This window comes from Sphingomonas sp. Root710, from assembly GCF_001429065.1.
Lineage (GTDB): Bacteria > Pseudomonadota > Alphaproteobacteria > Sphingomonadales > Sphingomonadaceae > Rhizorhabdus.
Map to the genome: position 1 here is coordinate 875,594 of NZ_LMIB01000001.1, position 25,458 is coordinate 901,051.

At 64.1% G+C, this 25,458-nt stretch carries 22 protein-coding genes and 1 pseudogene; 8 read left to right on the forward strand and 15 right to left on the reverse strand.

The genetic code is table 11. The features are described 5' to 3' along the window. Window positions 1–36 precede the first annotated feature (36 nt). The 8 genes from rseP to rpsB form a co-directional block, all read right to left on the reverse strand. Window positions 37–1,146 carry an RIP metalloprotease RseP gene (gene rseP / locus ASE00_RS04050; protein WP_056377884.1) on the reverse strand — a complete coding sequence of 370 codons (1,110 nt, stop codon included), beginning with the start codon at window positions 1,144–1,146 and terminating at the stop codon, window positions 37–39. Beyond that, complete coding sequence (locus ASE00_RS04055; RefSeq protein WP_200957870.1) at window positions 1,143–2,306, reverse strand: 1-deoxy-D-xylulose-5-phosphate reductoisomerase; 1,164 nt, start codon at window positions 2,304–2,306, stop codon at window positions 1,143–1,145. Before ASE00_RS04055 ends, rseP begins: the two co-directional genes overlap by 4 nt. Beyond that, the gene (locus ASE00_RS04060) at window positions 2,303–3,109 is read right to left on the reverse strand and encodes a phosphatidate cytidylyltransferase (protein ID WP_056377886.1); all 807 of its coding nucleotides are present in this window, start codon (window positions 3,107–3,109) and stop codon (window positions 2,303–2,305) included. Before ASE00_RS04060 ends, ASE00_RS04055 begins: the two co-directional genes overlap by 4 nt. 7 nt (window positions 3,110–3,116) lie before the next feature. Further along, complete coding sequence (locus tag ASE00_RS04065; RefSeq protein WP_056377887.1) at window positions 3,117–3,863, reverse strand: isoprenyl transferase; 747 nt, start codon at window positions 3,861–3,863, stop codon at window positions 3,117–3,119. Further along, window positions 3,860–4,417, reverse strand: a complete 558-nt coding sequence (frr, locus tag ASE00_RS04070) for a ribosome recycling factor (protein ID WP_056377888.1) — start codon at window positions 4,415–4,417, stop codon at window positions 3,860–3,862. The genes ASE00_RS04065 and frr overlap by 4 nt, the downstream gene beginning before the upstream one ends. A gap of 12 nt (window positions 4,418–4,429) precedes the next feature. After that, a complete protein-coding gene (pyrH, locus tag ASE00_RS04075) occupies window positions 4,430–5,143 on the reverse strand; it encodes a UMP kinase (protein WP_056377889.1) in 714 nt (237 codons plus the stop codon). Between the two features lie 126 nt (window positions 5,144–5,269). After that, entirely contained in the window at window positions 5,270–6,196 is a 927-nt protein-coding gene (gene tsf / locus ASE00_RS04080; protein ID WP_056377890.1) for a translation elongation factor Ts, read from the reverse strand. 117 nt (window positions 6,197–6,313) lie between these two features. Continuing rightward, window positions 6,314–7,069, reverse strand: a complete 756-nt coding sequence (rpsB, locus tag ASE00_RS04085; protein WP_056377891.1) for a 30S ribosomal protein S2 — start codon at window positions 7,067–7,069, stop codon at window positions 6,314–6,316. 233 nt (window positions 7,070–7,302) lie between these two features. Here rpsB and ASE00_RS04090 point away from each other — a divergent pair, with 233 nt between their 5' ends. Beyond that, window positions 7,303–7,521: a hypothetical protein gene (locus ASE00_RS04090; RefSeq protein ID WP_156405258.1), complete on the forward strand. Its 219-nt coding sequence runs from the start codon at window positions 7,303–7,305 to the stop codon at window positions 7,519–7,521. On the opposite strand, the gene ASE00_RS04095 is transcribed toward ASE00_RS04090, so the two are convergent. Both ASE00_RS04095 and ASE00_RS04100 read right to left on the reverse strand, forming a co-directional pair. Then, window positions 7,469–8,257, reverse strand: coding sequence for a CDP-alcohol phosphatidyltransferase family protein (locus ASE00_RS04095; RefSeq protein WP_056379295.1), 789 nt, complete (start codon window positions 8,255–8,257; stop codon window positions 7,469–7,471). The genes ASE00_RS04090 and ASE00_RS04095 overlap by 53 nt on opposite strands. A gap of 27 nt (window positions 8,258–8,284) precedes the next feature. Further along, window positions 8,285–9,019: a phosphatidylserine decarboxylase gene (locus tag ASE00_RS04100; protein WP_056377893.1), complete on the reverse strand. Its 735-nt coding sequence runs from the start codon at window positions 9,017–9,019 to the stop codon at window positions 8,285–8,287. A 165-nt stretch (window positions 9,020–9,184) separates the two neighbouring features. On the opposite strand from ASE00_RS04100, the gene ASE00_RS04105 reads away from it, so the two are divergent. Further along, window positions 9,185–10,405 (forward strand): NADP-dependent isocitrate dehydrogenase, encoded by a 1,221-nt coding sequence (locus tag ASE00_RS04105; protein WP_056377894.1) that lies wholly within the window; start codon window positions 9,185–9,187, stop codon window positions 10,403–10,405. Window positions 10,406–10,432: 27 nt separating this feature from the next. Here ASE00_RS04105 and ASE00_RS04110 read toward each other — a convergent pair whose 3' ends face one another. Further along, complete coding sequence (locus ASE00_RS04110) at window positions 10,433–11,650, reverse strand: FAD-dependent oxidoreductase (protein ID WP_056377895.1); 1,218 nt, start codon at window positions 11,648–11,650, stop codon at window positions 10,433–10,435. Window positions 11,651–11,709: 59 nt separating this feature from the next. Between ASE00_RS04110 and ASE00_RS04115 the strand changes: the two genes are divergently transcribed. Beyond that, entirely contained in the window at window positions 11,710–13,500 is a 1,791-nt protein-coding gene (locus ASE00_RS04115) for a cation:proton antiporter (protein WP_056377896.1), read from the forward strand. A gap of 18 nt (window positions 13,501–13,518) precedes the next feature. Here ASE00_RS04115 and ASE00_RS04120 read toward each other — a convergent pair whose 3' ends face one another. The 4 genes from ASE00_RS04120 to ASE00_RS04135 form a co-directional block, all read right to left on the reverse strand. After that, entirely contained in the window at window positions 13,519–15,189 is a 1,671-nt protein-coding gene (locus ASE00_RS04120; RefSeq protein WP_056377897.1) for an MFS transporter, read from the reverse strand. A 111-nt stretch (window positions 15,190–15,300) separates the two neighbouring features. Next, window positions 15,301–16,656: a cold-shock protein gene (locus ASE00_RS04125; protein WP_162256403.1), complete on the reverse strand. Its 1,356-nt coding sequence runs from the start codon at window positions 16,654–16,656 to the stop codon at window positions 15,301–15,303. Window positions 16,657–16,664: 8 nt separating this feature from the next. Further along, window positions 16,665–18,185 (reverse strand): hypothetical protein, encoded by a 1,521-nt coding sequence (locus ASE00_RS04130; RefSeq protein WP_056377899.1) that lies wholly within the window; start codon window positions 18,183–18,185, stop codon window positions 16,665–16,667. 393 nt (window positions 18,186–18,578) lie between these two features. Beyond that, window positions 18,579–19,478 carry a hypothetical protein gene (locus ASE00_RS04135; RefSeq protein WP_156405259.1) on the reverse strand — a complete coding sequence of 300 codons (900 nt, stop codon included), beginning with the start codon at window positions 19,476–19,478 and terminating at the stop codon, window positions 18,579–18,581. A 435-nt stretch (window positions 19,479–19,913) separates the two neighbouring features. Between ASE00_RS04135 and ASE00_RS04140 the strand changes: the two genes are divergently transcribed. The 5 genes and pseudogenes from ASE00_RS04140 (at window position 19,914) to ASE00_RS04155 (ending at window position 25,458) form a co-directional block, all read left to right on the forward strand. Continuing rightward, window positions 19,914–20,210 carry a hypothetical protein gene (locus ASE00_RS04140; RefSeq protein ID WP_156405260.1) on the forward strand — a complete coding sequence of 99 codons (297 nt, stop codon included), beginning with the start codon at window positions 19,914–19,916 and terminating at the stop codon, window positions 20,208–20,210. After that, window positions 20,207–20,578, forward strand: coding sequence for a hypothetical protein (locus tag ASE00_RS04145; protein ID WP_056377902.1), 372 nt, complete (start codon window positions 20,207–20,209; stop codon window positions 20,576–20,578). Before ASE00_RS04140 ends, ASE00_RS04145 begins: the two co-directional genes overlap by 4 nt. 14 nt (window positions 20,579–20,592) lie before the next feature. After that, window positions 20,593–20,709, forward strand: a pseudogene (locus ASE00_RS24410) (HGGxSTG domain-containing protein); the annotation flags it as partial. A 460-nt stretch (window positions 20,710–21,169) separates the two neighbouring features. Further along, window positions 21,170–23,962, forward strand: coding sequence for a DNA polymerase I (gene polA, locus ASE00_RS04150; protein WP_056377903.1), 2,793 nt, complete (start codon window positions 21,170–21,172; stop codon window positions 23,960–23,962). Beyond that, entirely contained in the window at window positions 23,959–25,458 is a 1,500-nt protein-coding gene (locus tag ASE00_RS04155) for a lipopolysaccharide biosynthesis protein (protein WP_056377904.1), read from the forward strand. Before polA ends, ASE00_RS04155 begins: the two co-directional genes overlap by 4 nt.

Here is a 25,458-nt window from a genome sequence, read left to right on the forward strand (position 1 = left end):
GCCCCAACAAGCTCAGCCGATCAACCCGGCAAGCTTCTAGAGCGCCCCGAGGGCAAGAATATCGTTGAGCGTCACGAACAGCATGAAGGACAAAAGAACCGCCAATCCCGATCGAAACGCCCATTCCATCGCCTTTTCCGGCACGGGCCGCCGCGCCAAACCTTCGAACAGGTAAAAGACCAGATGGCCCCCGTCGAGCATGGGGATTGGCAAGAGGTTGATGAATCCCAGATTAATCGAAATGAGCGCCATCAGCATGACGAAGTTGAGCAGGCCCAGCGACGCCTGCTGACCGGACACCTGGGCGATCTTGATCGGACCGCCCAGTTCCTTGACCGAGCGGCGGCCGGTGATGATCTGGCCGAGCGTGTCGACCATCGTGCGGACGATGCCGAAGGTCTGCTTCGTCGCCTCCAGCGGCAGCCGGACGAGCGGCACCGGCTCGATGATCTGCTCGCCCGACATGACGCCGATCGTGCCCTTGCGGAATTCGTTGCCGAAGCGGTCGCGCTCGATATTGGCGGCGGTCAGGACCGGCAGGGTCCGCTGGGCGCCACCGCGCACGATGTCGATGTTCAGCCGTTCGTCGGGCCGGAAACGGATCATTTCGGCGAGATCGTCGAAGGTGTCGACCGGCCGTCCCTGGATCGCGACGACGCGGTCCCCTGGCAGGAATCCGGCCTTGTCGGCAGGGGAGCCCTCGATCACTGCCGAAAAGACCGGCGGGGTCCGGGGCACACCGTAAGCCGCGAAAAAGGCCATGAAGATGCCGATCGCGACCAGGAAATTGGTGACCGGTCCCGCGAGAACGATCAGGAAGCGCTGCCATACCGCCTTGGCCTGGAAGGTCTGCGCGCGCTCCTCATCGGGCAGGGCGAGCCATTCGGGGGTCGGCTGGCTGGCCGGGTTCATGTCCCCGGCAAATTTCACATAGCCGCCCATCGGCATCCAGCCGAGTTTCCAGCGGGTGCCGCGCGAATCGGTATAGCCGGCAATCTCGCGGCCGAAGCCGATCGAAAAGACGTCGGCCTTCACCCCGCACCAACGCCCGACCAGGTAATGGCCGAGCTCATGGACGAAGATCAGCGGCCCGATGACGAGCAGAAAGGCAAGGATCGTGAATAGGATACCAGGACTATCTGTCACGCCGTGATAATCTCCATCGCCGCCTGCGCGGCCCTGCGGGCTTCGGCATCGATCGCGAAAACGTCGTCGAGCGAAGCCGGAGCCGCCGGATCATAGCGATCCAAGACCTTCTGTACGATTAACGCGATATCGAGGAAGCCGATACGTCCCGCGAGAAACGCTGCGACCGCGACCTCGTTTGCGCCGTTGAGGATCGCCGGGCGTGCGCCGCCAGCCGCCAGGACCGCGCGGGCGAGGCCGAGCGCTGGAAAGCGTTCGGGATCGGGAGCCATGAAGTCGAGCCGGCCGATCGCCGCGAGGTCGAGCGTGCGGCAGGGTGTCGCCATGCGCGCGGGCCATGCAAGACAGTGTGCAATAGGGGTGCGCATGTCGGGCGTACCGAGCTGCGCCAGAACCGAACCGTCGATATAGTCGACCAGCGCATGCACAACCGATTGCGGATGGATGATCGCGTCGAAAGCTTCTGGCGGCAGCGGGAAGAGGTGATAGGCCTCGATCAGTTCGAGGCCCTTGTTCATCAGCGTAGCGCTGTCGACCGAGATTTTCGCGCCCATCGACCAGGTGGGATGCTTCACCGCCTGCGCCGGGGTGGCTGCGCGCATCGCATCGATGCTCCAGTCGCGGAACGGGCCGCCGCTCGCGGTCAGCGTGACCTTGCGGATGCTGCCCGGCGCGGCATGGTCGAAGCATTGGAAGACCGCATTATGCTCTGAATCGACCGGCAAGAGTGTCGCGCCATTGGCCTTCGCCGCGCCGGTCATCAGCGTCCCCGCCGATACCAGCGATTCCTTGTTGGCCAGCGCAACCGTACCGCCATTGTTGAGCGCGGTCATCGCCGGCTTCAGCCCGGCGATCCCGACGATCGCCGCCATCGTCCAGTCTGCGCCGAGCGCCGCAGCATCGACGATCGCCGCCTCCCCCGCCGCGACCAGCGTTTCGGTACCCGCCAGCGCCTGCTTGAGCGGGCCGTAGAGCGAAGCGTCGCCGATCACGGCCAGCTTCGCGCGGGTGCGCCGCGCCGCCTGGGCGAGGCCGTCGACATCGCGCTGGGCGGTCAGGGCGGCGACCTGAAAACGATCGGGCTCGCGCTCGAGGAGATCGAGGGTCGATGTGCCGATCGATCCGGTCGCGCCGAGGATGGAGATGCTGCGCACGGTCATATCAGTCCGGCCGCCACGCCCGCCGCGACGAGCACCGCAACCGGCACCACGCCGTCGAGCCGGTCGAGCACGCCGCCATGGCCGGGCAACAGCTTGCCGCTGTCCTTCACCCCCGAACGGCGCTTCAGCCAGCTTTCGAACAGGTCGCCCATCTGCGCCGCCGCGGCAAGTGGCGCTCCCGCGATCCAGCAGGCGAGCGGCAATTTGCCGAGCGAGGCCACCCCCGCGCCGGCGATCGCCGCCGCCGCCATCCCGCCGATCAGCCCTGCCCAGGTCTTGTTCGGGCTGAGCGTCGGCGCGAGCTTGGGCCCGCCGATCGTACGGCCTGCGAAATAGGCGCCGATGTCGGTCGCCCAGACGATCACGAGCGTCCAGAGCGCGAGGATGAGCCCCTGCCCCGGCTGTTCGCGCAGGAAGATCAGCGCGGCCGCGGGCAGCACAGCATAGAGCAGCCCCGCACCGAGTCGAGCGCGGAAGGTAACGACCGCGAGCAGGATCGCGCCGAGCCCAGTGAGATCGACGGTCTGCGCGATCAGCCGGTCCTGATAGGCGGCGAGATCGATGGGGTTGATGAGGGCCAAAGCCGAAACCATCAGCCCAGCGGCCAACAGCGCGGCAAGGATGGTCTGCCAGCGTGAGGCCTGCGCCATGGCGGCCCATTCGACCATCATCAGCACCGCGAGCAGCGAGACCAGCGCCCAGAAGGCAATACCACCCAGCCACAGCGCACCGATCGCCACGACGATCATCGCGACGCCCGACAGGACGCGCAGCTGGAGTTCGGAGGCCGGGGCCTTGTTCATGACCGGTTTATCGTCCGCCGAAGCGGCGCTCCCGCGTACCGAAATCGGCAATGGCGGCGGCTAGCGCCTCGCCGTCGAAATCGGGCCAGAGCGTGTCGACGAACAACAGTTCGGCATAAGCCGCCTGCCACAGCAGGAAGTTGGAGAGACGCCGCTCCCCCGACGTGCGGATCAGCAGGTCGAGCGGCGGCAGATCGCTGGTATCGAGCCGGGCCTCGATCGCGGCGGGATCTATATCTTCCGGCGCGAGCACGCCCGACTGCACGTCGGTGGCGATGTCCCGGATCGCGCGGACCATCTCGTCCTGCGCGCCATAATTGAGCGCCAGCACGAAATCGAGCCGGCGGTTGTTCTTGGTCCGCTCGACACCCTCGCGGACGAGGTTGATGAGCTCGTTATCGAGGCCATCGATATTGCCGATCGTGCGCAGCCGGATGCCGTTGCGGTCCATGCCCGCAATCTCCTTGCGCAGATAATGGCGCAGCAGCCCCATCAGGTCTGAGACTTCCTCGGTCGACCGCCGCCAGTTCTCCGAGGAGAAAGCGTACAGCGTCAGCGCCTTGAGCCCCATGTCGGCGGCGGCCTTGACGGTGACGCGCACCGCCTCGGCGCCGGCGCGATGGCCGGCGACGCGTGGCAGGAAGCGGCGCTTGGCCCAGCGGCCATTGCCGTCCATGATGATCGCGACATGGCGCGGACCAGCGCCCGTCGCCGCATCGGCGGTGGAAACGGGGCTGGCCGAAAGGCCGCTCACTTGCCGAGGATTTCCTTTTCCTTGGCGCCGGCCGCCGCGTCGATCTCGGCGATCGTGCTGTCGGTCAGCTTCTGCACCTCGGTTTCGCGGCGCTTGCGCTCGTCCTCGCTGATCTCGCCCTTCTTCTCGTCGGTCTTGAGATTGTCCATGCCGTCGCGGCGCACGTTGCGCGCGGCGACGCGGGCCTTTTCGGCATATTGGCCGGCGAGCTTGGCGAGCTCCTTGCGGCGCTCCTCGGTCAGGTCGGGGATCGGGATGCGCAGCGTCTGCCCGTCCATGATCGGATTGAGGCCGAGCCCGGCCGAGCGGATCGCCTTGTCGACCGGGCCGACATTGCTCTTGTCCCACACCTGTACCGACAGCATCCGCGGCTCGGGCGCGGTCACCGTGGCGGCCTGGTTCAGCGGCATGTGCGCGCCATAGACCTCGACCGTGATCGGATCGAGCAGGTTGACCGAAGCGCGGCCGGTGCGAAGGCCGATGAGGTCGCTCTTCAGCGCCTCGACCGCGCCATGCATGCGCCGTTCGAGATCGGCCTTGTCGAAAGCGGGCATTGTCGTCTCCCCTTAATTCTGGACGATCGTGGCGGTGCCCGATCCGGCGAGCACCTGGGCCAGATTGCCCTGCTCCCGGATGTTGAATACCACGATCGGGATGTTGTTGTCGCGGCACAGCGCGACAGCGCTGGCGTCCATCACCTTCAGATTGTCGGCGAGGACGCGGTTGAACGTGACCGTGTCATAGCGCTTGGCGTCGGGCACCTTCTTTGGATCGGCGTCGTAGACACCGTCGACCGAGGTGCCCTTGAGCAGCGCGTCGCAGCCCATTTCGGCGGCGCGCAACGCGGCGGCGCTGTCGGTGGTGAAATATGGATTGCCGGTTCCCGCCGCGAAGATCACGATCCGGCCCTTGTCGAGATGGCGCTCGGCGCGGCGGCGGATGAAGGGTTCGCACACCGTGCTCATCGGAATGGCCGACTGGACGCGGGTATCGACGCCGATCTGCTCGAGCGCATTTTGCACCGCGAGCGCGTTCATCACCGTGGCGAGCATCCCCATATAATCGGCGCTCGTCCGGTCGAACCCCTTGGCCGCGGCGGCGAGGCCACGGAAGATGTTGCCGCCGCCGACGACGAGGCACAGCTCGTAATTCGCCGCCACATCGGCAATCTCGCGGGCGACGCGGGTGACGGTGTCGGGATCGATCCCGAACTGCCCCTGCCCCATCAGCACCTCACCCGACAGCTTCAGCAGGATACGTTTGAAGCGCGGACGGTCCATAGGTTCGGATCTCATATCTTACGGGAAGCGGGGGGCACCTTAGAAGCAGGTTTCGAGCCTGCCAAGCGTGCATGAAAAAGGCCCGCCCTCCCGGCTTGCGCGGGAGGGCGGGCCTGGTTTTCGGGCTTAGCCCTTGGCCGCGGCGGCGACTTCGGCGGCGAAGTCGCTCGTTTCCTTCTCGATGCCTTCGCCGAGCTGGAAGCGGACATAGTCCTTCAGCGTGATCGAACCGCCGGCCGCCTTGGCGGCGTTGGCGACGACCTGTGCGATCGGGGTCTTGTTGTCGATCACGAAGACCTGGCTGAGCAGCGCATTTTCCTTGCGGAACTTGGCGACCGCACCCTGGACCATCTTCTCGATGATGTCGGCGGGCTTGCCCGATTCGGCGGCCTTCTCGACGGCGATCGCGCGCTCGCGCTCGATCACGGCCGGGTCGAGGCCATCCTCGTTGAGCGACAGCGGGAAGGCGGCGGCGATGTGCATCGCGACCTGCTTGCCCAGCGCCTCGATCGCGTCGACCGGGGCGTCGCCCTCGAGTGCCACGAGCACGCCGATCTTGCCGAGGCCCGGCGACACGGCGTTGTGCATGTAGGACACGACCGCGCCTTGCGACACTTCGACGATCTTCGCGCGGCGCAGCGTCTGATTCTCACCGATCGTGGCGATGTTCGAGGTCAGCTTGTCGCTGACCGAACCTTCGCCGCCCGGATAGGCGGCAGCGCCGAGCGCGGCGATGTCGTCACCGGTCTTGAGCGCAAGCGCCGAGACGGTGCGGACGAAATCCTGGAACTGCTCGTTCTTGGCGACGAAGTCGGTCTCCGAGTTGACCTCGACGGCAGCGCCCTTGGTGCCCTCGACGGCAACGCCGACCAGGCCCTCGGCCGCGGTTCGGCTCGACTTCTTGGCGGCGGTGGCGAGGCCTTTGGTGCGCAGCCAGTCGATCGCGGCGTCCATGTCGCCATTGGTCTCGGTCAGCGCCTTCTTGCAGTCCATCATGCCGGCGCCGGACTTCTCGCGCAGTTCCTTGACGGCAGCAGCGGTGATCTCCGCCATATTCTTCTTCCTTCTTGCTTACGGGACGGGGGAAGGAGCGTTGCCGCCCCTACCCCCGCTCGTGTCGGCGTTAAGCCCGAACACTTTTATGACAGCGGCCTTCCGGCCGCCGCCGGATCAGTTCGCCAGAGCTTCCTCGACGGGCGGCTCGGCCGCAGCGCCGAAATCCTCGCCGCGCGCCTGGCGCGCGTCGTTGCCGCCGCGGGTCGCGGCCTCGGCGATCGACTCGCAATAGAGGCGGATGGCGCGGGCGGCGTCGTCATTGGCGGGCACCGGGAAGGCGATGCCGTCGGGGCTGACGTTCGAATCGAGGATCGCGACGACCGGAATGCCCAGCGTGTTGGCTTCCTTGATCGCCAGCTCTTCCTTGTTGGCGTCGATCACGAACATGACGTCGGGGATGCCGCCCATGTCGCGGATGCCGCCGAGCGACAGCTCGAACTTGTCGCGCTCACGGGTGAGCTGAAGGACTTCCTTCTTGGTCAGGCCGTGGGTGTCGCCCGACAGCTGCTCTTCGAGCGCCTTGAAGCGCTTGATCGAGTTCGAGATGGTCTTCCAGTTGGTGAGCATGCCGCCCAGCCAGCGATGGTTGACATAATGCTGGCCCGAACGGCGCGCGGCCTCGGCGATCGGTTCCTGCGCCTGGCGCTTGGTGCCGACGAACAGGACCTTGCCGCCATTCTGGACGGTCTGGGCCACGAACTCGAGCGCGCGCGCGAACAGCGGAACGGTCTGCGAGAGATCGATGATGTGGACGCCGTTGCGGTCTCCGAAGAGATACGGCTTCATCTTCGGGTTCCAGCGGTGAGTCTGGTGACCGAAATGCGCGCCGGCGTCGAGCAACGCCTGCATGGAGACGGTGGGAGCCGCCATAGGATTTTCTCCTTACCCGGTTGAACCTCTGTGGGGCGGGAACCGGGAAACCCGGCACCGGTATGGATGCCCCACATGTGGAATGCGCGGGCCTCTATGCGACCTGCCGTGCAAAATCAAGGGTTGACATGCAAGAACAAAACATGAACATAGGGAACAGCACACCGTTTCAGGCGCTTTTTCGGCACTGCAATCGCCAAAGCGTGGGGAACGGACGACAAAGGATGAATATGATGGTTCAGTTTCTTTCCTTCGCGCTGTTCTCGACGGTCACGCTGATTTCGATCCTGGCGATCGTCGCCACGGTCAAGGCTGAGCTGCCCTATATCCTGCGCGCGCTCGGCATCGATCCCGCGCCGCTTCCACCGCTCCACAACACGCGCGAACCGCGCGTCCGGGTCATTCGCCCGGCGCAGCCTGCGTCGCGGCAATCGTTCCGCGCTGCCGCCTGATCCGGGCATAGGCGAGGACGCTGAACGGGATCGTCGCGAGGTAGAACAGCATCAGCGCGCTGAGCGTGTGCCAGGGTGCGGTGAACAACGCAGCGCCCGCCATGGCTACCAGCAGCAGCGCGGGCAGACGCCAGGCGCGCGAGATATGGAGCGACGACCAGCTGTAGGTCGCGAGGTCCGAAATCATCAGGAAGCCGATCAGCGCCGCCCATCCGCAGATGAAATAGGGATCGCGGAAGATATCGAGGTCGCTCCACAGCCACATCGCCACCGGCACCAGCATCATCCCTGCGCCGGTGGGCGCCGGGACCCCGGTCAGGAAACCGGCAGTCTTGCGCGGATGCTCGGCGCTGTCGATCGACGCGTTGAAGCGCGCCAGGCGCAACGCGGCGCAGACGGCATAGCCCAGCGCGAAGATCCACCCGAAGCGCGGTATCTCGTTCAGCGACCAAAGGAACATGATGATCGCGGGGGATACGCCGAACGCGATCACGTCGGAAAGCGAATCGAGCTCCGCGCCGAACCGGCTCTCACCCTTCAGCAGCCGCGCGATCCGGCCGTCGAGCCCGTCGAGGATGCCGGCGATCAGGATCGCGAGCAGCGCCTTTTCCCAATCGCCCGCGATCGCGAAGCGTACGCCGGTCAGGCCCGAGCAGAGCGCCAGCGCGGTCACCGCATTGGGTGCGACCGCCCGCGCCGGAATGCCACGCCTGATATTCGCCCGACGTCCGCGCATCATCGCTTCGTCATCCTCGCTTCTGGATTATTGCGCCGCACCAATGGTCCGTTCGGCTTCGCCGAGCCTGGCGATGACGGTCTCGCCCGCGATCGTGCGCTGGCCCAGCGTCACCCGATGCCCGGTGCCCGCGGGCAGATAGACGTCGACGCGGCTGCCGAATCGGATCAGGCCGATGCGCTGGCCGAGACCAACGATGTCCCCCGCCTTGACGAAGGGCACGATCCTCCGCGCGACCAGCCCGGCGATCTGGGTGAAGCCGATGCGGGTGCCGTCGGCGCCTTCGACCAGGATATGCTGGCGCTCATTCTCCTCGCTGGCCTTGTCGAGGTCGGCGTTGAGAAAGCTGCCCGGGATATAGGCGACCTTGCGGACCGTCCCCGCGATCGGGGTACGGTTGATGTGGACGTCGAACACCGACATGAAGATCGAGACGCGGGTCATCGGCGCATCCCCCAGTCCGTCCTCGCCCGCCATTTCGCGCGGCGGCGGCACGGTGGTGATCATCGTCACGAGGCCGTCGGCGGGCGCGATCACCAGCCCGTCGCCGGTCGGCGTGGTGCGGATCGGATCGCGAAAGAAGGCCGCGACCCAGATGGTGATGCCGAGCATCGGCCAGGCCAGCGTCTCCCAGGCGAGCAGCGCGAAGACGAGCGCGATCACCGCCGAGAGCAGGACGAACTTGCGGCCTTCGGGGTGCACGCTGGGCCAGCGCCACTTGACCGAAGTGGTTCCGATGTCTGGTTTATCGAGTGAAGTCATCACACCACCCTAGGCGTCCGCGCGATGGCTGACAATCGCCGCCGCCGCGTTCCCGTTCCCCCGCTCGGCCCGAAATGCCCAAAAAATCGACGCGGCGACGGTTGATCCCACGGATTTCGTGGCCTAGGGACCTCGCGAAATATCCCTCCCCGGAGACAGAGAAACATGGCGAAGATCAAGGTGAAGACCCCGGTCGTCGAACTCGACGGCGACGAGATGACCCGCATCATCTGGCAGTGGATTCGCGAACGCCTGATCCTTCCCTATCTCGATATCGACCTGAAATATTACGATCTCTCCGTCGAGAAGCGTGACGAGACCGCCGACCAGATCACCATCGACAGCGCCAAGGCGATCCAGAAGTACGGCGTCGGCGTCAAATGCGCGACGATCACCCCCGACGAAGCCCGCGTCGAGGAGTTCAAGCTCAAGAAGATGTGGAAGTCGCCCAACGGCACGATCCGCAACATCCTCGGCGGCGTCGTCTTCCGCGAGCCGATCGTGATCAAGAACGTCCCCAGGCTGGTTCCGGGCTGGACCGACCCGATCGTCGTCGGCCGCCACGCCTTCGGCGACCAGTATCGCGCCACCGACTTCCGCGTCCCGGGCCCCGGCAAGCTCCGCATGGTGTGGGAAGGCGAAGACGGCCAGCGGATCGAGCATGAAGTGTTCGACTATCCGTCGTCGGGCGTCGCGATGGGCATGTACAATCTCGACGAATCGATCCGCGATTTTGCCCGCGCCAGCATGAACTATGCGCTCGACCGTGGATGGCCGCTCTATCTGTCGACCAAGAACACGATCCTCAAGGCCTATGACGGCCAGTTCAAGGACCTGTTCCAGGAAGTGTTCGACGCCGAGTTCGCCGCCAAGTTCAAGGCGCGCAACATCGTCTATGAGCACCGCCTGATCGACGACATGGTCGCCTCCGCACTCAAGTGGAGCGGCAAGTTCGTCTGGGCCTGCAAGAATTACGACGGCGACGTGCAGTCGGACACCGTCGCGCAGGGCTTCGGCTCGCTGGGCCTGATGACCTCGGTGCTGATGTCGCCCGACGGCAAGACGATCGAGGCCGAAGCCGCGCACGGCACCGTCACCCGCCACTATCGCATGCACCAGCAGGGCAAGCAGACCTCGACCAACCCGATCGCCTCGATCTTCGCCTGGACGCAGGGCCTGCAGTTCCGCGGCAAGTTCGACGACACGCCCGACGTCGTGAAGTTCGCCGAGACGCTTGAGCGCGTCTGCATCGAGACCGTCGAAAAGGGCGGCATGACCAAGGATCTCGCCATCCTGATCGGCCCGGACCAGCCCTGGATGACCACCGAGCAGTTCTTCGAGGAAATCCGTGTGAACCTCGAAAAGGAAATGGCCGCCTGGGCGTAAGTTCGGCGCCAGTTTGAAACAGGGGCGTCATTCCATTGGAATGGCGCCCTTTTTCATGGGCGATCGGATATGCTCGCGCCGCACGCCGAGCCCGACGATCCGCGCGGGAATGCGCTGGAGCATCGGGAAGCGGTCGAGCATCCGCACCGCGAGCGGCGCCTCCATCTGCGCCGTCGCGCCGAGCGTCGGCCCCAGCACCCCGGCATGGACCGCGCGCTGCATCGCCTGGATCACCCGCACCGGGAAAAGCCGGCGCTTCTGCACCGCGCCGAGCAGCGCATCGACCGGCTCGCCCCGCGACAGCGGCAGCGCCAGGATGTTGGCCGCGGCGACCGCGTCCTGGATCGCCAGATTGATGCCCACCCCGCCGACCGGCGACATCGCATGCGCCGCGTCGCCGATCGCGAGCAGGCCGGGCCGGTGCCAGCGGCGCAGCCGGTCGAGCGAGACCGACAGCAGCTTCACATCGTCCCAGGACGCGACAGCGTCCAGTTGATCCGCGATCTCGGGGACGGCGAACGCCACGCGCCTGCGGAACGCTTCGAGCCCCTCGGCCCGGATCTTCTCCGCCCCGCCCTTGGCGAAGACGAAGGCGCATTGCCAGTAATCGCCCCGGTCGATCATCGCGATCACCGTGCCCGGGGCGAACTGCCCGGCCGTCTCGTTATGCGCCGTGCGCCGCTTGGGCACGCGGAACCAGAAGACGTCGATCGGCGCGCCGAGATCCTGCTTCTCCAGCCCGGCCGCGTCGCGCAGGACCGATCCGCGCCCGTCGGCCGCGATCACCAGGTCGGCGCCGATCTCCTCGCCATCGGCCAGGCGCACCCCGGTCACCCTGCCCGCCCGCTCGGTCAATCCCGTCACTTCGGCGTCCATGCGCAGCGAGAAGGCCGGCCAGGCCGACGCCACGTCGCGGACGAAATCGAGGAAATGCCATTGCGGCATCATCGCCATGAAGCGATGCCGCACCGGCAGATGGCTGAGGTCGGCGACCCGATAATAGCGCCCGCCGATCCGCGCGCTGATGTCGATGACTTCGTCATGCTCGCGTTCGAGCAGCGCATCGCCGAGGCCGAGCTCGTCGAACAGCTCGATCGTCGAGGGGTGAACCGTATCGCCGCGAAAGTCGCGCAGGAAATCGCCATGCTTCTCGATGACCAGCGTCTCGACTCCGGCGCGGGCGAACAATAGCCCGGCCATCATGCCCGCGGGTCCGCCGCCCGCGATCACCAATCGTTTATGCATCGTCATTCCTCTCCCCTGACGGGTGGCGTTTTCGTTGCTTTGCCGCCACTATCGCAAACATGGCCTTTTCTCTGTCTTCGGTCGGCTTCAGCGACGCGCTCGTCATCCTTGGCGCCGCCGGTCTCGTCATTCCCGCTTTTACACGATTCAGGATCAGTCCGGTCATCGGTTTCATCCTGGTCGGCGCCTTGGTCGGCCCCAATGCGCTCGGCCATCTCACCGACGATTTCCCGTGGCTCTACTACGTCACCATCAGCGACCCGCACTCGATCGAGCCCTTTGCCGAGTTCGGCATCATATTATTGCTGTTTTCCATAGGCTTGGAGCTGAGTTTTCGCAGACTTTGGGGGATGCGCCGCGCGGTCTTCGGCCTGGGTTCGTCGAAGCTGCTCCTGTCGGCGGGGATCATCGGCATGGGCCTTTGGCTGTTCGGCGCATTGCCCACCGGCGCGCTGGGCCTCGGCCTCGCGCTCGCGCTGTCGTCGACCGCGCTGGTGCTGCCGATGGTCGGGACGACCGGCGCGGTCGGCAAGCGCGCCTTCGCGATCCTGCTGCTGGAGGATCTGGCGCTGGTGCCGATCATCTTCATCCTCGGCGCGCTCGCGCCCTATGGCGACAGCGCGGGCTGGGACGGGCTGCTGCGCACGCTGGGCATGGGCTTCGCGGTCATCGCGGTGATGATGATCGGCGGGCGCTTCGTCCTCCCCCGCCTGTTCGCCCAGGCCGCGCGCGCGAAGAATCCGGAGCTGTTCCTCTCGGCCAGCCTGCTCGTCGTCATCCTGGCGAGTATCGCCACCACGGTGGCCGGCCTGTCGCCGATCGTCGGCGCGCTGATCGCGGGCCTGCTGATCGCCGAGACCGATTATCATGCCGAGGTCGATCTCGTCACCGCGCCGTTCAAGGGGCTGGCGCTGGGCGTGTTCCTGATCACCGTCGGCATGTCGCTCGATCCGGTGATGATCCTCGCCAACTGGCAGGAACTGGCGCTCGCCGTGGTCGCGGTGGTGATCGCCAAGGCGCTGATCACCGCGCTGCTGCTGCGCTTCTGGGGGGCCAAGCGGGCGGTGGCGGCGGAAACCGGGCTGCTGATGTCCTCCCCGTCCGAAACCACGCTGATCGTGCTGGGCGCGGCGGCGCAGGCCCGGCTGATCGCCCCCGCCGACGCCGCCTTCTGGCAGGTCGTCACCGCGATCGGCCTGACGATCACGCCGATCCTCGCCAAGGTGGGCCATGACATCGCCCGCAAGTTCGATGAGCGCGAGAGCCAGCCCGATCCCGCCATCGCCGCGACGGCGCAGGGCCGCGCGATCATCGCCGGTTTCGGCCGGGTCGGCCGGCTGGTCGCGCAGATGCTCGACGCGCATGGCCGCCCCTATCTCGCGGTCGATGCCGATATCGACGCGGTGATCAGCGCGCGGCGGCGCGGCTATGACATCATGTTCGGCGATATCGCCCGCCCGGGGATGATCGAGCATCTCGATCTCGCCAAGGCGACCGCACTGATCCTGACGATGGACGATCCGGTGCAGCTCGTCCGCATCACCCGCCACGCGCGGGAGCTTCACCCGGAGCTTACCATCGTCGCGCGCGCCCGCGATCCGAACCACGCCGCCGAACTCTATCGGGCGGGCGCGACCGACGCGGTGCCCGAAACGCTCGAATCCTCGCTCCAGCTGTCGGAGGCGGTGCTCGTCGATCTCGGCGTGGCGATGGGCCCGGTGATCGCCTCGATCCACGAAAAGCGCGCCGAACTGCGCTCGAAGATCATGGAGATGGGGCAGATCAATCGCCTGCCCCGCCTCGGCGGCCGTCGCCTGGGCGACGAGGACATCGAAGAGCCCGCGCGCTAGGGCGCAGCTCGCTCGCTCCTACTGATCGATATCGCGCTTGTACGTCTCGGGCAGGAAGACCAGCCCGATCACCACGGTCGCCGCCGCGACGATGATCGGATACCACAGGCCGTAATACATGTCCCCCGACGCGGCGACCATCGCGAACACGATGGTCGGCAGGAAGCCGCCGAACCAGCCATTGCCGATATGATAGGGCAAGGACATCGACGTATAGCGGATCCGGCTCGGGAACAGCTCGACCAGCAACGCCGCGATCGGGCCATAGACCATCGTCACCAGCAGCACGAGCAGGGTGAGGACCAGCACCACCTTGGGCTTGTCGATCGCCGCCGGATCGGCCTTGGCCGGATAGCCCGCCGCCTGCAGCGCCGCGCCGGCCTCGTCCTGAAAGGCGTCGATCGCGGCCTTACGGTCCGCACCGCTGCTCTTCGCGGGATCGGGCGCCATGATCGTCGCGCCGCCGATCCGGATCGATGCGATCGTCCCCGCCGGCGCGTCGGCATTGCCATAGCTGACGCCCCCCTTGGCCAGGAACGCCTTGACGATGTCGCAGCTGCGCGCGTCGAACCTGTTCTTGCCGATCGGGTCGAACTGCACCGAACAATCGCCGTCATGCGCGATGACGGTGACCGGCGCCGAAGCCTGCGCCCGCGCCAGCGCCGGGTTGGCGGCTTCGGTCAGCGCGCTGAACAGCGGAAAATAGCTCAGCGCGGCGATCGCGCAGCCCGCCAGGATGATCGGCTTGCGCCCGATCCGGTCGGACAGCCATCCGAAGAAGACGAAGGCGGGCGTCGCGATGCCCAGCGCGATCGCGGTCAGGATATTGGTGGTCGCGCCATCCACCTTCAGCGTCTTTTCGAGGAAGAACAGCGCGTAGAACTGGCCGGTGTACCAGACCACCGCCTGCCCCGCGACCGCGCCGGTCAGCGCGATCACCACCCATTTCAGATTGCCCCAGCGCGCGAATGCCTCGGTCAGCGGCGCCTTGGATGTGGTGCCCTCGTCCTTCATCTTCTGGAACACCGGGCTTTCGGCGAGCTGGAGGCGGATCCACATCGACACCGCGAGCAGGATGATCGACCCCAGGAAGGGCACGCGCCACCCCCAGTCGCCAAACGCATCCTCGCCCAGCGCGAAGCGGACCCCGATCACGACCAGTAAGGCCGCGAACAGGCCCAGCGTCGCCGTCGTCTGGATCCAGCTCGTATACAGGCCGCGCCGGTTGTTCGGCGCATGCTCGGCGACATAGGTCGCCGCCCCGCCATATTCGCCGCCCAGCGCCAGCCCCTGCAACAGGCGCAGCGCCACCAGGATCACCGGCGCGGCCACGCCGATCGTCTCATAGGATGGCAGCAGGCCGACCGCGAAGGTCGACAGGCCCATGATCCCCATCGTCACCAGAAAGGTGTTCTTGCGCCCGACAAGATCGCCGACCCGGCCGAACACCAGCGCCCCGAAGGGCCGCACCGCAAACCCCGCCGCAAAGGCCGCGAGCGCCAGGATGAACCCCGTCGTCTCGTTCACCCCCGAAAAGAATTTGGCCGAAATGACCGTCGCCAGCAGGCCGTAGAGGTAGAAGTCATACCATTCGAACACGGTGCCGAGCGAGGAAGCGGCGATGACCAGCTTCTCATTCTGCGTGGCGCGGTGATGCTTCGGACCGGACTCCTCGGACGCTGACGCCATATCCACCCTCCCCTGTTATGCCGCGCCATCTTTCCGCGAATTTTTCGGTTATGGCCAGAGCCGGATATGTCGTCGGAAGATGATAGGAGACAGGCGGTTCTGAACACCGCTTTAGCCAATGACCCGCCGGACCTGGGATTTGCCTTGCTTGTCGGTTTTGACCTCGACCAACAACTCCTGGCCTTCGTATAGTTCTGAGCGCTGTCGAGAGGACAAAAGGTGAAAGTGGAAGAAGGCGTCAATTCCGGTTTCTTCGATATGGACGAAGCCGTAACCCCGCTCTTCAAGGATTTTTATGACAACGCTGCGGAAGGCTGGGCTTTCGGCGCGGCTGACCTCGACGATTTTTGAAACTGCCAGTCCCTTATTGTTGCGGGCGATGTCGCAAATAATATCATCACCATCGCAAATATCACCCGCGTCACTTCGCTCAATGGTTGAGGCATGAAGGAACGCGCGATCTTTTAGGGAGGGGATATCGACAAAACCGAAGCCGCGTGCGTAGTCAAACTGCTCGACTATCCCTCGCACACCTTCAGCGGCAACCTCGGGAAGCTGCAACATTTCGTTGACCGATGCAGAAGATGACTGCCATCTGCGCGCAAGCTCAAATGCGATCTCGGCTTGTGCGTGGAACTCGGCTCCCTCTGGGACTTTGCAGTGCTGCATATCCTCAGAAGTAAGAAACTTGCAGAATAGACTCCTCACATTCTCGAGCCGTTGGTTCAGCGGGACCTTTGCCGTGTAGGCTTCCTTGATCTTTTGAGCGGCGTCAGGGTCGGTGACGCGCGTGGTAAGTGCCATCTGCTCGAAGAAGACCGGATTATATATCGCTAGCTCCAGATGGATCAGCCCACTTTCAGTGATAGCGATCCGCTGATCATCAGAATATCCCTTTTTGGAGAGGTCATACGGCTGAACAAGGCCGGCTGAAAGTAGAGCTGCAACAGCACGCTGAAGCGCAACTTCCGAAATAGACATTACGTCGAAATAGGCGAACAGCGAGCTGACCGATGCGTACCGCTCCGCATCGTCCGACGTGCCGCGAAAAAGGTCATGTAGATATACTAGTATCCTAAGATGAATCAGGGGAGACTGTTTGATCGTAGAGTCAACTTGGTAAATCGGAAATATGAGAGGTTCGTCGCCAGGTTTATAGAACTCATAGTCTCCTTTCAGGAGGGCATTCATGAACCGCTCAGGCGTTGGCGTAACGATTTGACCAGTGAGATAAGACCGCACCAAATCATCCACCTTCAAGACTGATGATGTGATGACGCGTTTTGAAAGTCCTAGCGATTTTCTCATATTGTAGTTGGATAGCTCTCCGACTTGCTTGGCAACATAATCCTGATCCACAAAAATATTTTCTATTACCTCGGCAAAGGCCGAAAGGTCGTTTATTTTTACCTTTATGCCCCTTCCTAAAAAATAATTGGTGCGACGATTTTCGGTATCGGCCCTCAATTTCCCTTTTAGATATTCAATTCTTTTACGAAACATTTCTCGAGGAGACGGGGTGGGAAGGAAAAATGACCTAGAGGAATAAATATTAAAGATATCAAATTAGAGAACGTCCAAGCCGAGCGATCGGTAGCCGGAAATAAAAGCAAACAATGGTCTACCGAGCGACGAAGGGCTTGAAAAAATTGAAAGACAACGATTTTATAATCAAGGCTAAACTCATCGGTATTATCGATAACAAAAATTGGAAGCTTTTTTCTATTTCTTACGATATTCGATAGCAGGCGTCTAAGGTATCCCTCTCGGTCTTTCGCTACCTGCTCCTCGACAAAACCGGCAAACTTTTCCTTGAACGCGTTCTTGTCCCTTTGGTACAGCAGAGCGTCAATACCATTCGATTTCTGCTTATATTCCAGATGGTAAAGCGCTAAAAGTTCATTCCAGAGTGGATATCCATCGGTGAACAGCTGTTTCTCTATCGATGTGATCGCGCGTTCTGTCATCCATGGGAGAGCAACGGCTTCGGCGCCGCTCGCATCCAAGGCGTCAACCTTAATGACAATGCAGCGCTCACGGACATCAGGAGAGAGGGTCCGCTCAAAGAAACGGTGAAGGAAGGTGCTTTTCCCCGCGCCCGACGGGCCGACAATGAAGATCGTCTGCCCCACCTCCCCTGCGACCGTTTCCTTAACGATCGTCTTCAGCCCCTCGCCAATGTCCCTTTCTTGCGGGTTAAGATTGCCGAGCACGTTTCGAGTGATACGGTCGAGAGAAAAATCCGCGACGCGGCTCTCGCGCGTCTCCACGAAGCAATCAATGATCATCCCAGGGTCGTCGTCGCCTGTAAGTCCGGCAAAGAAGTTCGAGAAGACCTGTTCCAGATCGAATGCGAGAGAGGACTTCTGAACGATCCCATTTTCGGATGACGCGATCGGCGATGTGAGGGCTTGGTCGAGAACCAGTCGATTCTCATGAATGCGGTCGAACACGACTTGATATGTGGATCGGCGATGATCTTCCTTGGATAGGAGCTCATAGAAGAGAGAAAAATCCTGGAGAATTGCTTCATGTCCCGGAAACACGATGGCCTGCTTATCCATGTAATAGGCTTGGGGCACCCATGGTCGGAAGATCACCCAATTGATGCCATCAGTGAGCACGGACACGGGAATGCCGTAGGGCTGGCAATATGATGCGGCTTGAATGATGCCGGAGTGGGCTTGCTTCAGGACCGGCCCGGCAAGCTTGTAATAGCCCTTCGACTTCGAGCTTGTCCCAAGGACGATCTCTCCGAGGCGTTTCGCCTCGACGACGAACGCCTTCCGCTCGCCATCGCTCACCAGGTAGTCGGAAAAGCCATTTTCATGGTGAGCTTCGCAAACCATATCTCCGTGGCGCCAGCCGAGCGCCTCGATCAAGAGGCGGGTGATAATCTGGACCTTTGCATCCTCTTCTGAACGGATTTCGGGCAACCGATCTGCTGCCTCCTTTAGGATTGCCGCTGCGGCCTCATACCCTTCATCCACCGTCATGGCTTTTCGATCCTCCGCCCCCTGCTTTATAGGGTGACGGTCGAAGGCGGAGCAACTCGCATTGTCTAATCGGACGCGGATCCGAACAAGGGGGTGACATCATACTGCGCTCGAAGCGTCGTTTGACCTTATGATAGCTCCCGGCTCTACTCTGCGGGCATCTGGCAGATATTAGCGCGCTGATATGGATCGCGGGGACTGGTGACTAGGTAACGCCGACCAATGCAGAAGCCGCGACGCGCTACTAATGTTAGTTTTCCAGCGCTATCTACCCGAAAGCCGACAGGTCGCACACGGCCCATTTGCCAACGGAATCTGGGGAATGGTCGGGGCCGATTCCCCAGCCGCACATCGCGGCGCAGGCCTTGGCAGCGCAATAGACCGCACGTGCAATCAAGCCGTCGGTGCTTGGCCAGACCGGAGCGCAGCGACGTCTTCAGATGAGAACGGCGAGTAGGCATGACCTGATTCACCGCCGAAACTTTCGAGCTTCAAACCAAAGGAGCGGCAAAAGCTGCGATATTCGTCCTTGTCGCTAGGACGGGTAACCGGCGGCGAAAACGGAGGAATGACAGAAAAGGAGTCCTCCGTCGCGACGTAGCTCATTCCTCCACGAGATCTGTAGAGAAAATAGGCGCTCTCCGAAGCCCAGATGCGTTGCGCCATGAAAGCTGCGTCGTCGCGTTGCCCCTCTGGAAGCTTCGATATGTAGCCGCGAGACCATTCAAACTGGGCCGGAATGTTGGACGTCATCGCACGCGCCTGATCGTAGAGCGCCACAAAAATCACGTCGTCGCCGAGCTGGAAGAACAGCGTTCCTGACTGTATGTTATGGATGAAGTCAAAGCGTGGCGCAGGGGTCAACGCCCTCATGCGGAACACCGAGCCAAATGGATCGGGTTGAATCGTGCCTCCTCGAGCCCAGACCGCATACAGTTGCTGAAACAGCCAAATTTCCTGCCCAAAGCCCTCTACTTTCCAAAAATTGGGAGAAGTCGGGCTACGAATATCAATGCGAAGGGATGCACTGCGATAGATCAGCCCGATATGGACCTTAAAGGCCCAGAGATACATGTCCTGCAAGGACGCGACATCCCGGGAAAGTCGATCCTCTATCTCGCCGAACTTCCCATTGTGGATAGCAGCCGCGGGCACTTTCGCGTTCCGATAGGCGATCTGACTCCCGTTCGGGAGTGTGTAAGTCTGGTTCGCAAGCGAAAATCGTTTCTGCATCCAGCGCGGCAAGACATGCTCCTCGCTTGATGTCTCATCGTTGCTGAACATGCATTTCACGACCGCATCCTAATTATGTGTAAGGGTCGAACAACTTAAACTGAATCAATAACCCGTCGCTACGCGCACCTAAGAGTTTTTTACTGACCGTCGTCACTTTGATCCGGGCGCAGCGCATTGGAGGCGATAGAGAAACGAGTGACTGTCAGAGTCAAAAGATCACCTCCAAAACGACGCGGGTGGTTCTACAGGTAGGCTGTCGATCGTGCGGCCGTTGAAAATACGCATGAGGACATGATTTAAGCACTGGGTTCAAACTTGGGCCATGCCGATTGAGACACGCGCTCAATCTCGGTTTTGCCCAAATTATCCGCCAACATCGAACCCGCTATATGACCCATCGCGAAAGCCATGTTCTCTCTTTGTTCTTGCTTTTTCCACCCCTTTCTGCTAAGGCAGCCCGGCCCACTCTGAAACGCCGAGCACCCCGCCGCCATGAACCGCATTCCCGACCCCACAGCGTTCGACCGCCCCGCCCCCGCCGATCCCACCGCTCCATTGAGCGACATGCTCGCCGCGCAGGCGCAGTCGCTCGACGCGCTGTTCGCCGATCTCGTCGGCCACGCCGCCGCCAACATCACCGACTTTCCCGTCGCCGCCGAGGCCTATGCGCGGCTCGCCTTTCGCGCGCAGTGGAACTGCCGTGCCTCGATCGAGGCGATGTCGCGCCTTCGCTATCGCGAGGCGCTGGCCGCGCGCCATGGCGACGCCGAAGGCGGGGCCGGTCTATGAGCCGCAACCGCCCGCCCGCCGCCGCGCGCATAGGCCGGTCCGTCAGCGCCGCGCGCGCCGCGCCGCCCGCCACGATCCCCCCGGCTTTCGTCGACGAACTGATCGCCGACTGGCGCGAGCATGGCCGCGAGGCGATCCGGCGGGTGCGGACATGGGCGCCGCAACGCTATGTCCACCTCGCCGCCGCGCTCGCGCCCGCCGCGCCATCGGGCGAGGATCAGATCGCCGCGATGAGCGACGCGGAGGTCGAACAGCAACTCCGCCACATCATCACATTGCTCGATCGGGCCGGCGCCTTGCCGGCATGGCTGCGCCTGGTTCACCCCGGCGACGTCAACTCTGCCGATCTCCACCCGGCCGACATCTGAGAGCGCGGACAGCGATGCAGCCCCCGCGCCTCGCTGCCGCCCCCCGCTGCGGCGCGCGCACCCGTACGGGCGGGCCGTGCCGATCGCCGGCGATCCACGGCGGCGCACGCTGCCGGATGCACGGCGGCAAGCGAAGCGGCGCGCCGCGCGGCAATCGCAACGCCTGGAAACATGGCGGCCGGTCGGGCCGGCTCCGCGACATCGCCCGCTATATTCGCGCGACCGGGCTGCTCCTCGCCCGGGCCAGACTGGCGACGCTCGGCGCCTCATATCTTTCCGCGCATCCCGGGGCGCCATTGCGCTCGTCGGAATGGCGTCTCGAAGGGCGCCCCATCTATCTGGGCAAACAACCCCATGCACCTTGCGAACAGGCGCCGGCCGGGGGCGTTCGCGCCACCGCCGCCTCCACCTCCACTACCACCGTCCTCCCGGACCTGATCCGGGATCCCGCTTTTCCTGTTCGGCCAGAGAAGGAAGCGGGCTCCCCGTTCGGGGCCCTGACGACGCATTCCAGATATGATGGCCCTGGCGGCCGCGGACCCCGCCTTATTTCTTTCCCCCCTGCCCCGGCCCCTGCTATCCACCCCACCCATGTCAGCCAAGCATCTCTATCTCGTCGACGGTTCGGGCTATATTTTCCGGGCCTATCACCGCCTGCCGCCGCTCACCAACCGCCACGGAATTCCGGCCGGCGCGGTCTATGGTTTCACGACGATGCTGTGGAAGCTGATCAACGAGCTTCACCAGGCCGACGGGCCCACCCATCTCGCGGTGATTCTCGACGCCTCATCGAAGACCTTCCGCAACGAGATGTACGATCAGTACAAGGCGCACCGCCCGCCGCCGCCCGAGGATCTGGTGCCCCAATTCCCGCTGATCCGCGATGCGGTGCGCGCCTTTTCGGTGCCGTGCATCGAGGAGATCGGGCTGGAGGCCGACGACATCATCGCCTGCTATTCCGAAGCCGCGCTGGCGGCGGGCTGGCAGGTGACGATCGTCTCGTCGGACAAGGATCTGATGCAGCTCATCCGGCCGGGCCTCGATCTGCTCGACACGATGAACAACCGCCGCCTCGGCCGCGAGCATGTGCTGGAGAAATTCGGGGTCGAGCCCGAGGCGCTGGGCGATGTCCTCGCGCTGATGGGCGACAGCGTCGACAATGTTCCCGGCGTCCCCGGCATCGGCCCCAAGACCGCCAGCCAGTTGATCCAGCAGTTCGGCACGCTGGAGGCGGTGCTGGCCGGAACCGATCAGATCACCAAGCCCAAGCTCAAGCAGTCGCTGATCGATCATGCCGGCAATGCCCGCCTGTCGCGCGAGCTCGTCCGCCTGAAATGTGATTCGCCGCTGCCCGAGCCGCTCGACGGGCTCGAATTGAAGGGCCTGCCGCCCGAGCCGCTGCGCGCCTTTCTGGAGGATCAGGGTTTCAAGTCGCTGCTTGCCAAGGTCGGTGGCGGCGATGGTCCCGCCACCTTGCCCGGCGGCGGCCCGACCATGCTGGCGCTCACCCCCGGCCCGGCCGAGAAGCCCGCCCCGCTGGTCGAGCAGGTGCCGTTCAACCACAAGGATTATGAGACCGTCGTCGATGAGGCCGCGCTCGACCGCTGGATCGCCGAGGGCTTCGCCTGCGGCCGCATCGCGGTCGATACCGAGACCGACAATGTCGATCCGGTCCGCGCCCGCCTGGTCGGCGTCAGCCTCGCGACCGCGCCGGGCAAGGCATGCTATATCCCGCTCGCCCATGTCGGCGACGGCCTGCTGTCGGAAACGCCGCGGCAGATCCCGATGGCGGCGGCGATGGCCAGGCTCAAGCCGCTGCTCGAAGCGCCCGACGTGCTGAAGATCGGCCAGAACATCAAATATGACATGGTCGTCCTCGCCCGGAACGCCGGGATCAACGTCGCGCCCTATGACGACACGATGCTGCTCTCCTACGATCTCGACGCGGGGCTTGGCGGCCATGGCATGGACGAGCTGGCGAAACGCCACTTCGATCATGCCTGTATCGAGTTCAAGACGGTGTGCGGCACCGGCAAGACCCAGATCAGCTTCGACAAGGTGACCCTCGACGTCGCCACCGAATATGCCGCCGAGGATGCCGACGTGACGCTGCGCCTGTGGCAGCGGCTCAAGGGCCGTCTCGCCGGGGAGGCGGCGACGCGGGTCTATGAACTGGTCGATCGCCCGCTCGTGCCCGTGCTTCAGCGGATGGAGATGGCGGGGATCAGGGTCGATCGCGAGGAGCTGGCGCGGCTGTCCGCCGAATTTTCGGGCGAAGCGACCCGCCTCGAATCCGAGATCCATGCCGAGGCGGGCACGCCCTTCACCGTCGGCAGCCCCAAGCAGCTCGGCGACATCCTGTTCGACAAGATGGGCCTGAAGGGCGGGCGCAAGGGCAAGACCGGGGTCTATTCGACCGACGTCACCGAATTGGAGCGGCTGGCGGGCGAAGGCGTGCCGATCGCGCGGCTCGTGCTCGACTGGCGGCAGCTCACCAAGCTCAAGTCGACCTATACCGATGCGCTGCAACAGCAGATCAATCCCGAGACGGGCCGCGTCCACACCTGCTTCTCGATGGCGGTGGCGCAGACCGGGCGGCTCTCCTCGACCGATCCCAACCTACAGAATATCCCGATCCGCTCGGAACATGGCCGCCGCATCCGCGACGCCTTCGTCGCCGAACCCGGCAAGGTGATCCTGTCGGCCGACTATTCGCAGATCGAATTGCGGCTGGCCGCGCATATGGCCGATGTGCCCGCGCTCAAGGATGCCTTCGCCCGGGGCGACGACATCCATTCGCTGACCGCGCAGGAGGTGTTCGGCGAAGTCACCCGCGACACCCGCGCCCGCGCCAAGACGATCAACTTCTCGATCCTCTACGGCATCTCCGCCTGGGGCCTCGCCGGCCGTCTCGAGGTCTCGCGCGAGGAAGCGCAGGACATGATCAACCGCTATTTCGCCCGCTTCCCCGGCATCAACCATTATATCGCGGCGACGCTGGGCCAGGTGCGCGAGCAGGGTTTCGTCACCACCCTGTTCGGCCGCAAGACCCACCTCCCCTGGATTCGCAGCGCCAAGCAGGGCGAGCGCCAGTCGGCCGAACGGCAGGCGATCAACGCGCCGATCCAGGGCACCTCCGCCGACATCATCAAGCGCGCGATGATCCGGATGGAGCCCGCGCTCGCCGCCGCCGGCCTCTCCGACGTGCGGATGCTGCTCCAGGTTCACGATGAACTGGTGTTCGAACTGCCGCCCGAAAAGGTCGACGCCGCATCGGCGGTGATCCGCGAGGTCATGGCGGGCGCCGCCGAGCCGATCGTCAGCCTGTCGGTGCCGCTCGGCGTCGAGATCGGCACCGGCACGAGCTGGGGCGCCGCGCATTGAGCCTTGCTCCCGACGCCGGCCCCCTCACGCCTGACGCGCTGAAGGACGGCGCGGATATCCAGGCGCTCGCCAAGGGCGGGCGGACCAATTTCTTCGGTTTCCTGCTCCGCCTCGCCGCGCGCATTCCCTTTCTGATCATCGCGGGCCGCTGGTATGGCGCGGAGGCGCTGGGCCGCTTCGCCTATGCGGTGATCATCGTCGAGTTCGTGGCGACGCTGGCGACGCTGGGCCTCAAGCGCGGCCTCGCCCAGCAATTGTCGTCGACCGACCGGCCGCATGTCCATGTCGTCTGGGATGCGCTGCTGGTCGCGGCGATCGCCTCGGCGGTGGCGGCGGCGATCCTGGCGATGGTGCCGCAGCTGATGTTCCCCAACAGCGGGATCAACGGCCTCGAATGGCTGCTGCCGCTGACGATCTTCGCGCTCGCCTGGTCGGATATTTCGCTCGCGGCGCTCGCCTACCGGCTCGACATCGGCGCGACGGTGCGGGCGCGGTCGATTATCGAACCGTGGACGATCAGCATCGCCGCCTTTGCCCTCGCCTTCTACTCGCTGCGCGACGGGCTGATCATCTCCTATGTCGTCTCGATGGCGGCGGCGCTGATCGCGTCGGCCTGGCCGTTGTTCAGGAGTTTCGGCTGGCCCCGCGGCTGGCGTCCGCGCCCCGCCAGCCTGTTCATGCTCGCCCGGCACAATGTGCCGCTCGCCGCCGCCGATGCGATCGAATGGGGATCGCGCCGCCTCGACATCGCCATCCTCGGCCTGTTTTTCTCGCCCGCGATCGTCGGCATCTATTATGTCGCGCAGCAGGTCGCCTCGCTGCCGCAGAAGCTCAAGACCAGTTTCGATCCGATCCTCGGCCCGGTGATCACCCGCAATCTGGAGAATGGCAACCGCGCTGCCGTCGCGAAGCAGGTCGCCCAGGTCGGTTTCTGGATCATCGCCGCCCAGGCCGCGATCGGCCTGTCGCTCGGCATTCCGGGCGAAGGTGTCATGGGTCTGGTCGGCCCCAATTTCGTCGGCGGTAACGGCGCGCTCGCCTTCCTGCTGCTCGCCGAGGTGGTCGCGGCGACCGCCGTCGTTTCCGAAGCGGCGCTGATCTATGTCGCGCGCCACCTCAACCTGTGGATATCGCTCGGCATGATCGGGATCCAGATCGCGCTGAGCTTCGCCATCGTGTTCGTCATGCGCGACCTTGGCCTTCCCCTGCTCTGGCAGGCGGCGGGGCCCGCGATCGCGCTGGCGCTGGCGCTCGGCGTCGCGTCGGTGCTGAAGGCGCGGCTGCTGGCGCAATTGCTCCATGCCCCGGTGTTCAGCTGGCGATGGCCGCTGATCTGGGCGGCGATGGCGGCGGGGGTGGTAGGCTATGTCGCGACACGGCTGCCCGAATGGGTCGAGCTGGCGTTCGGCGTTCCCGCGATCCTGCTGACCTTCGGCGTAGTGATCTGGCGCTTCGGCTTCACCAGCGAAGACCGGATGCTGTTCCGGAAAGCCTGA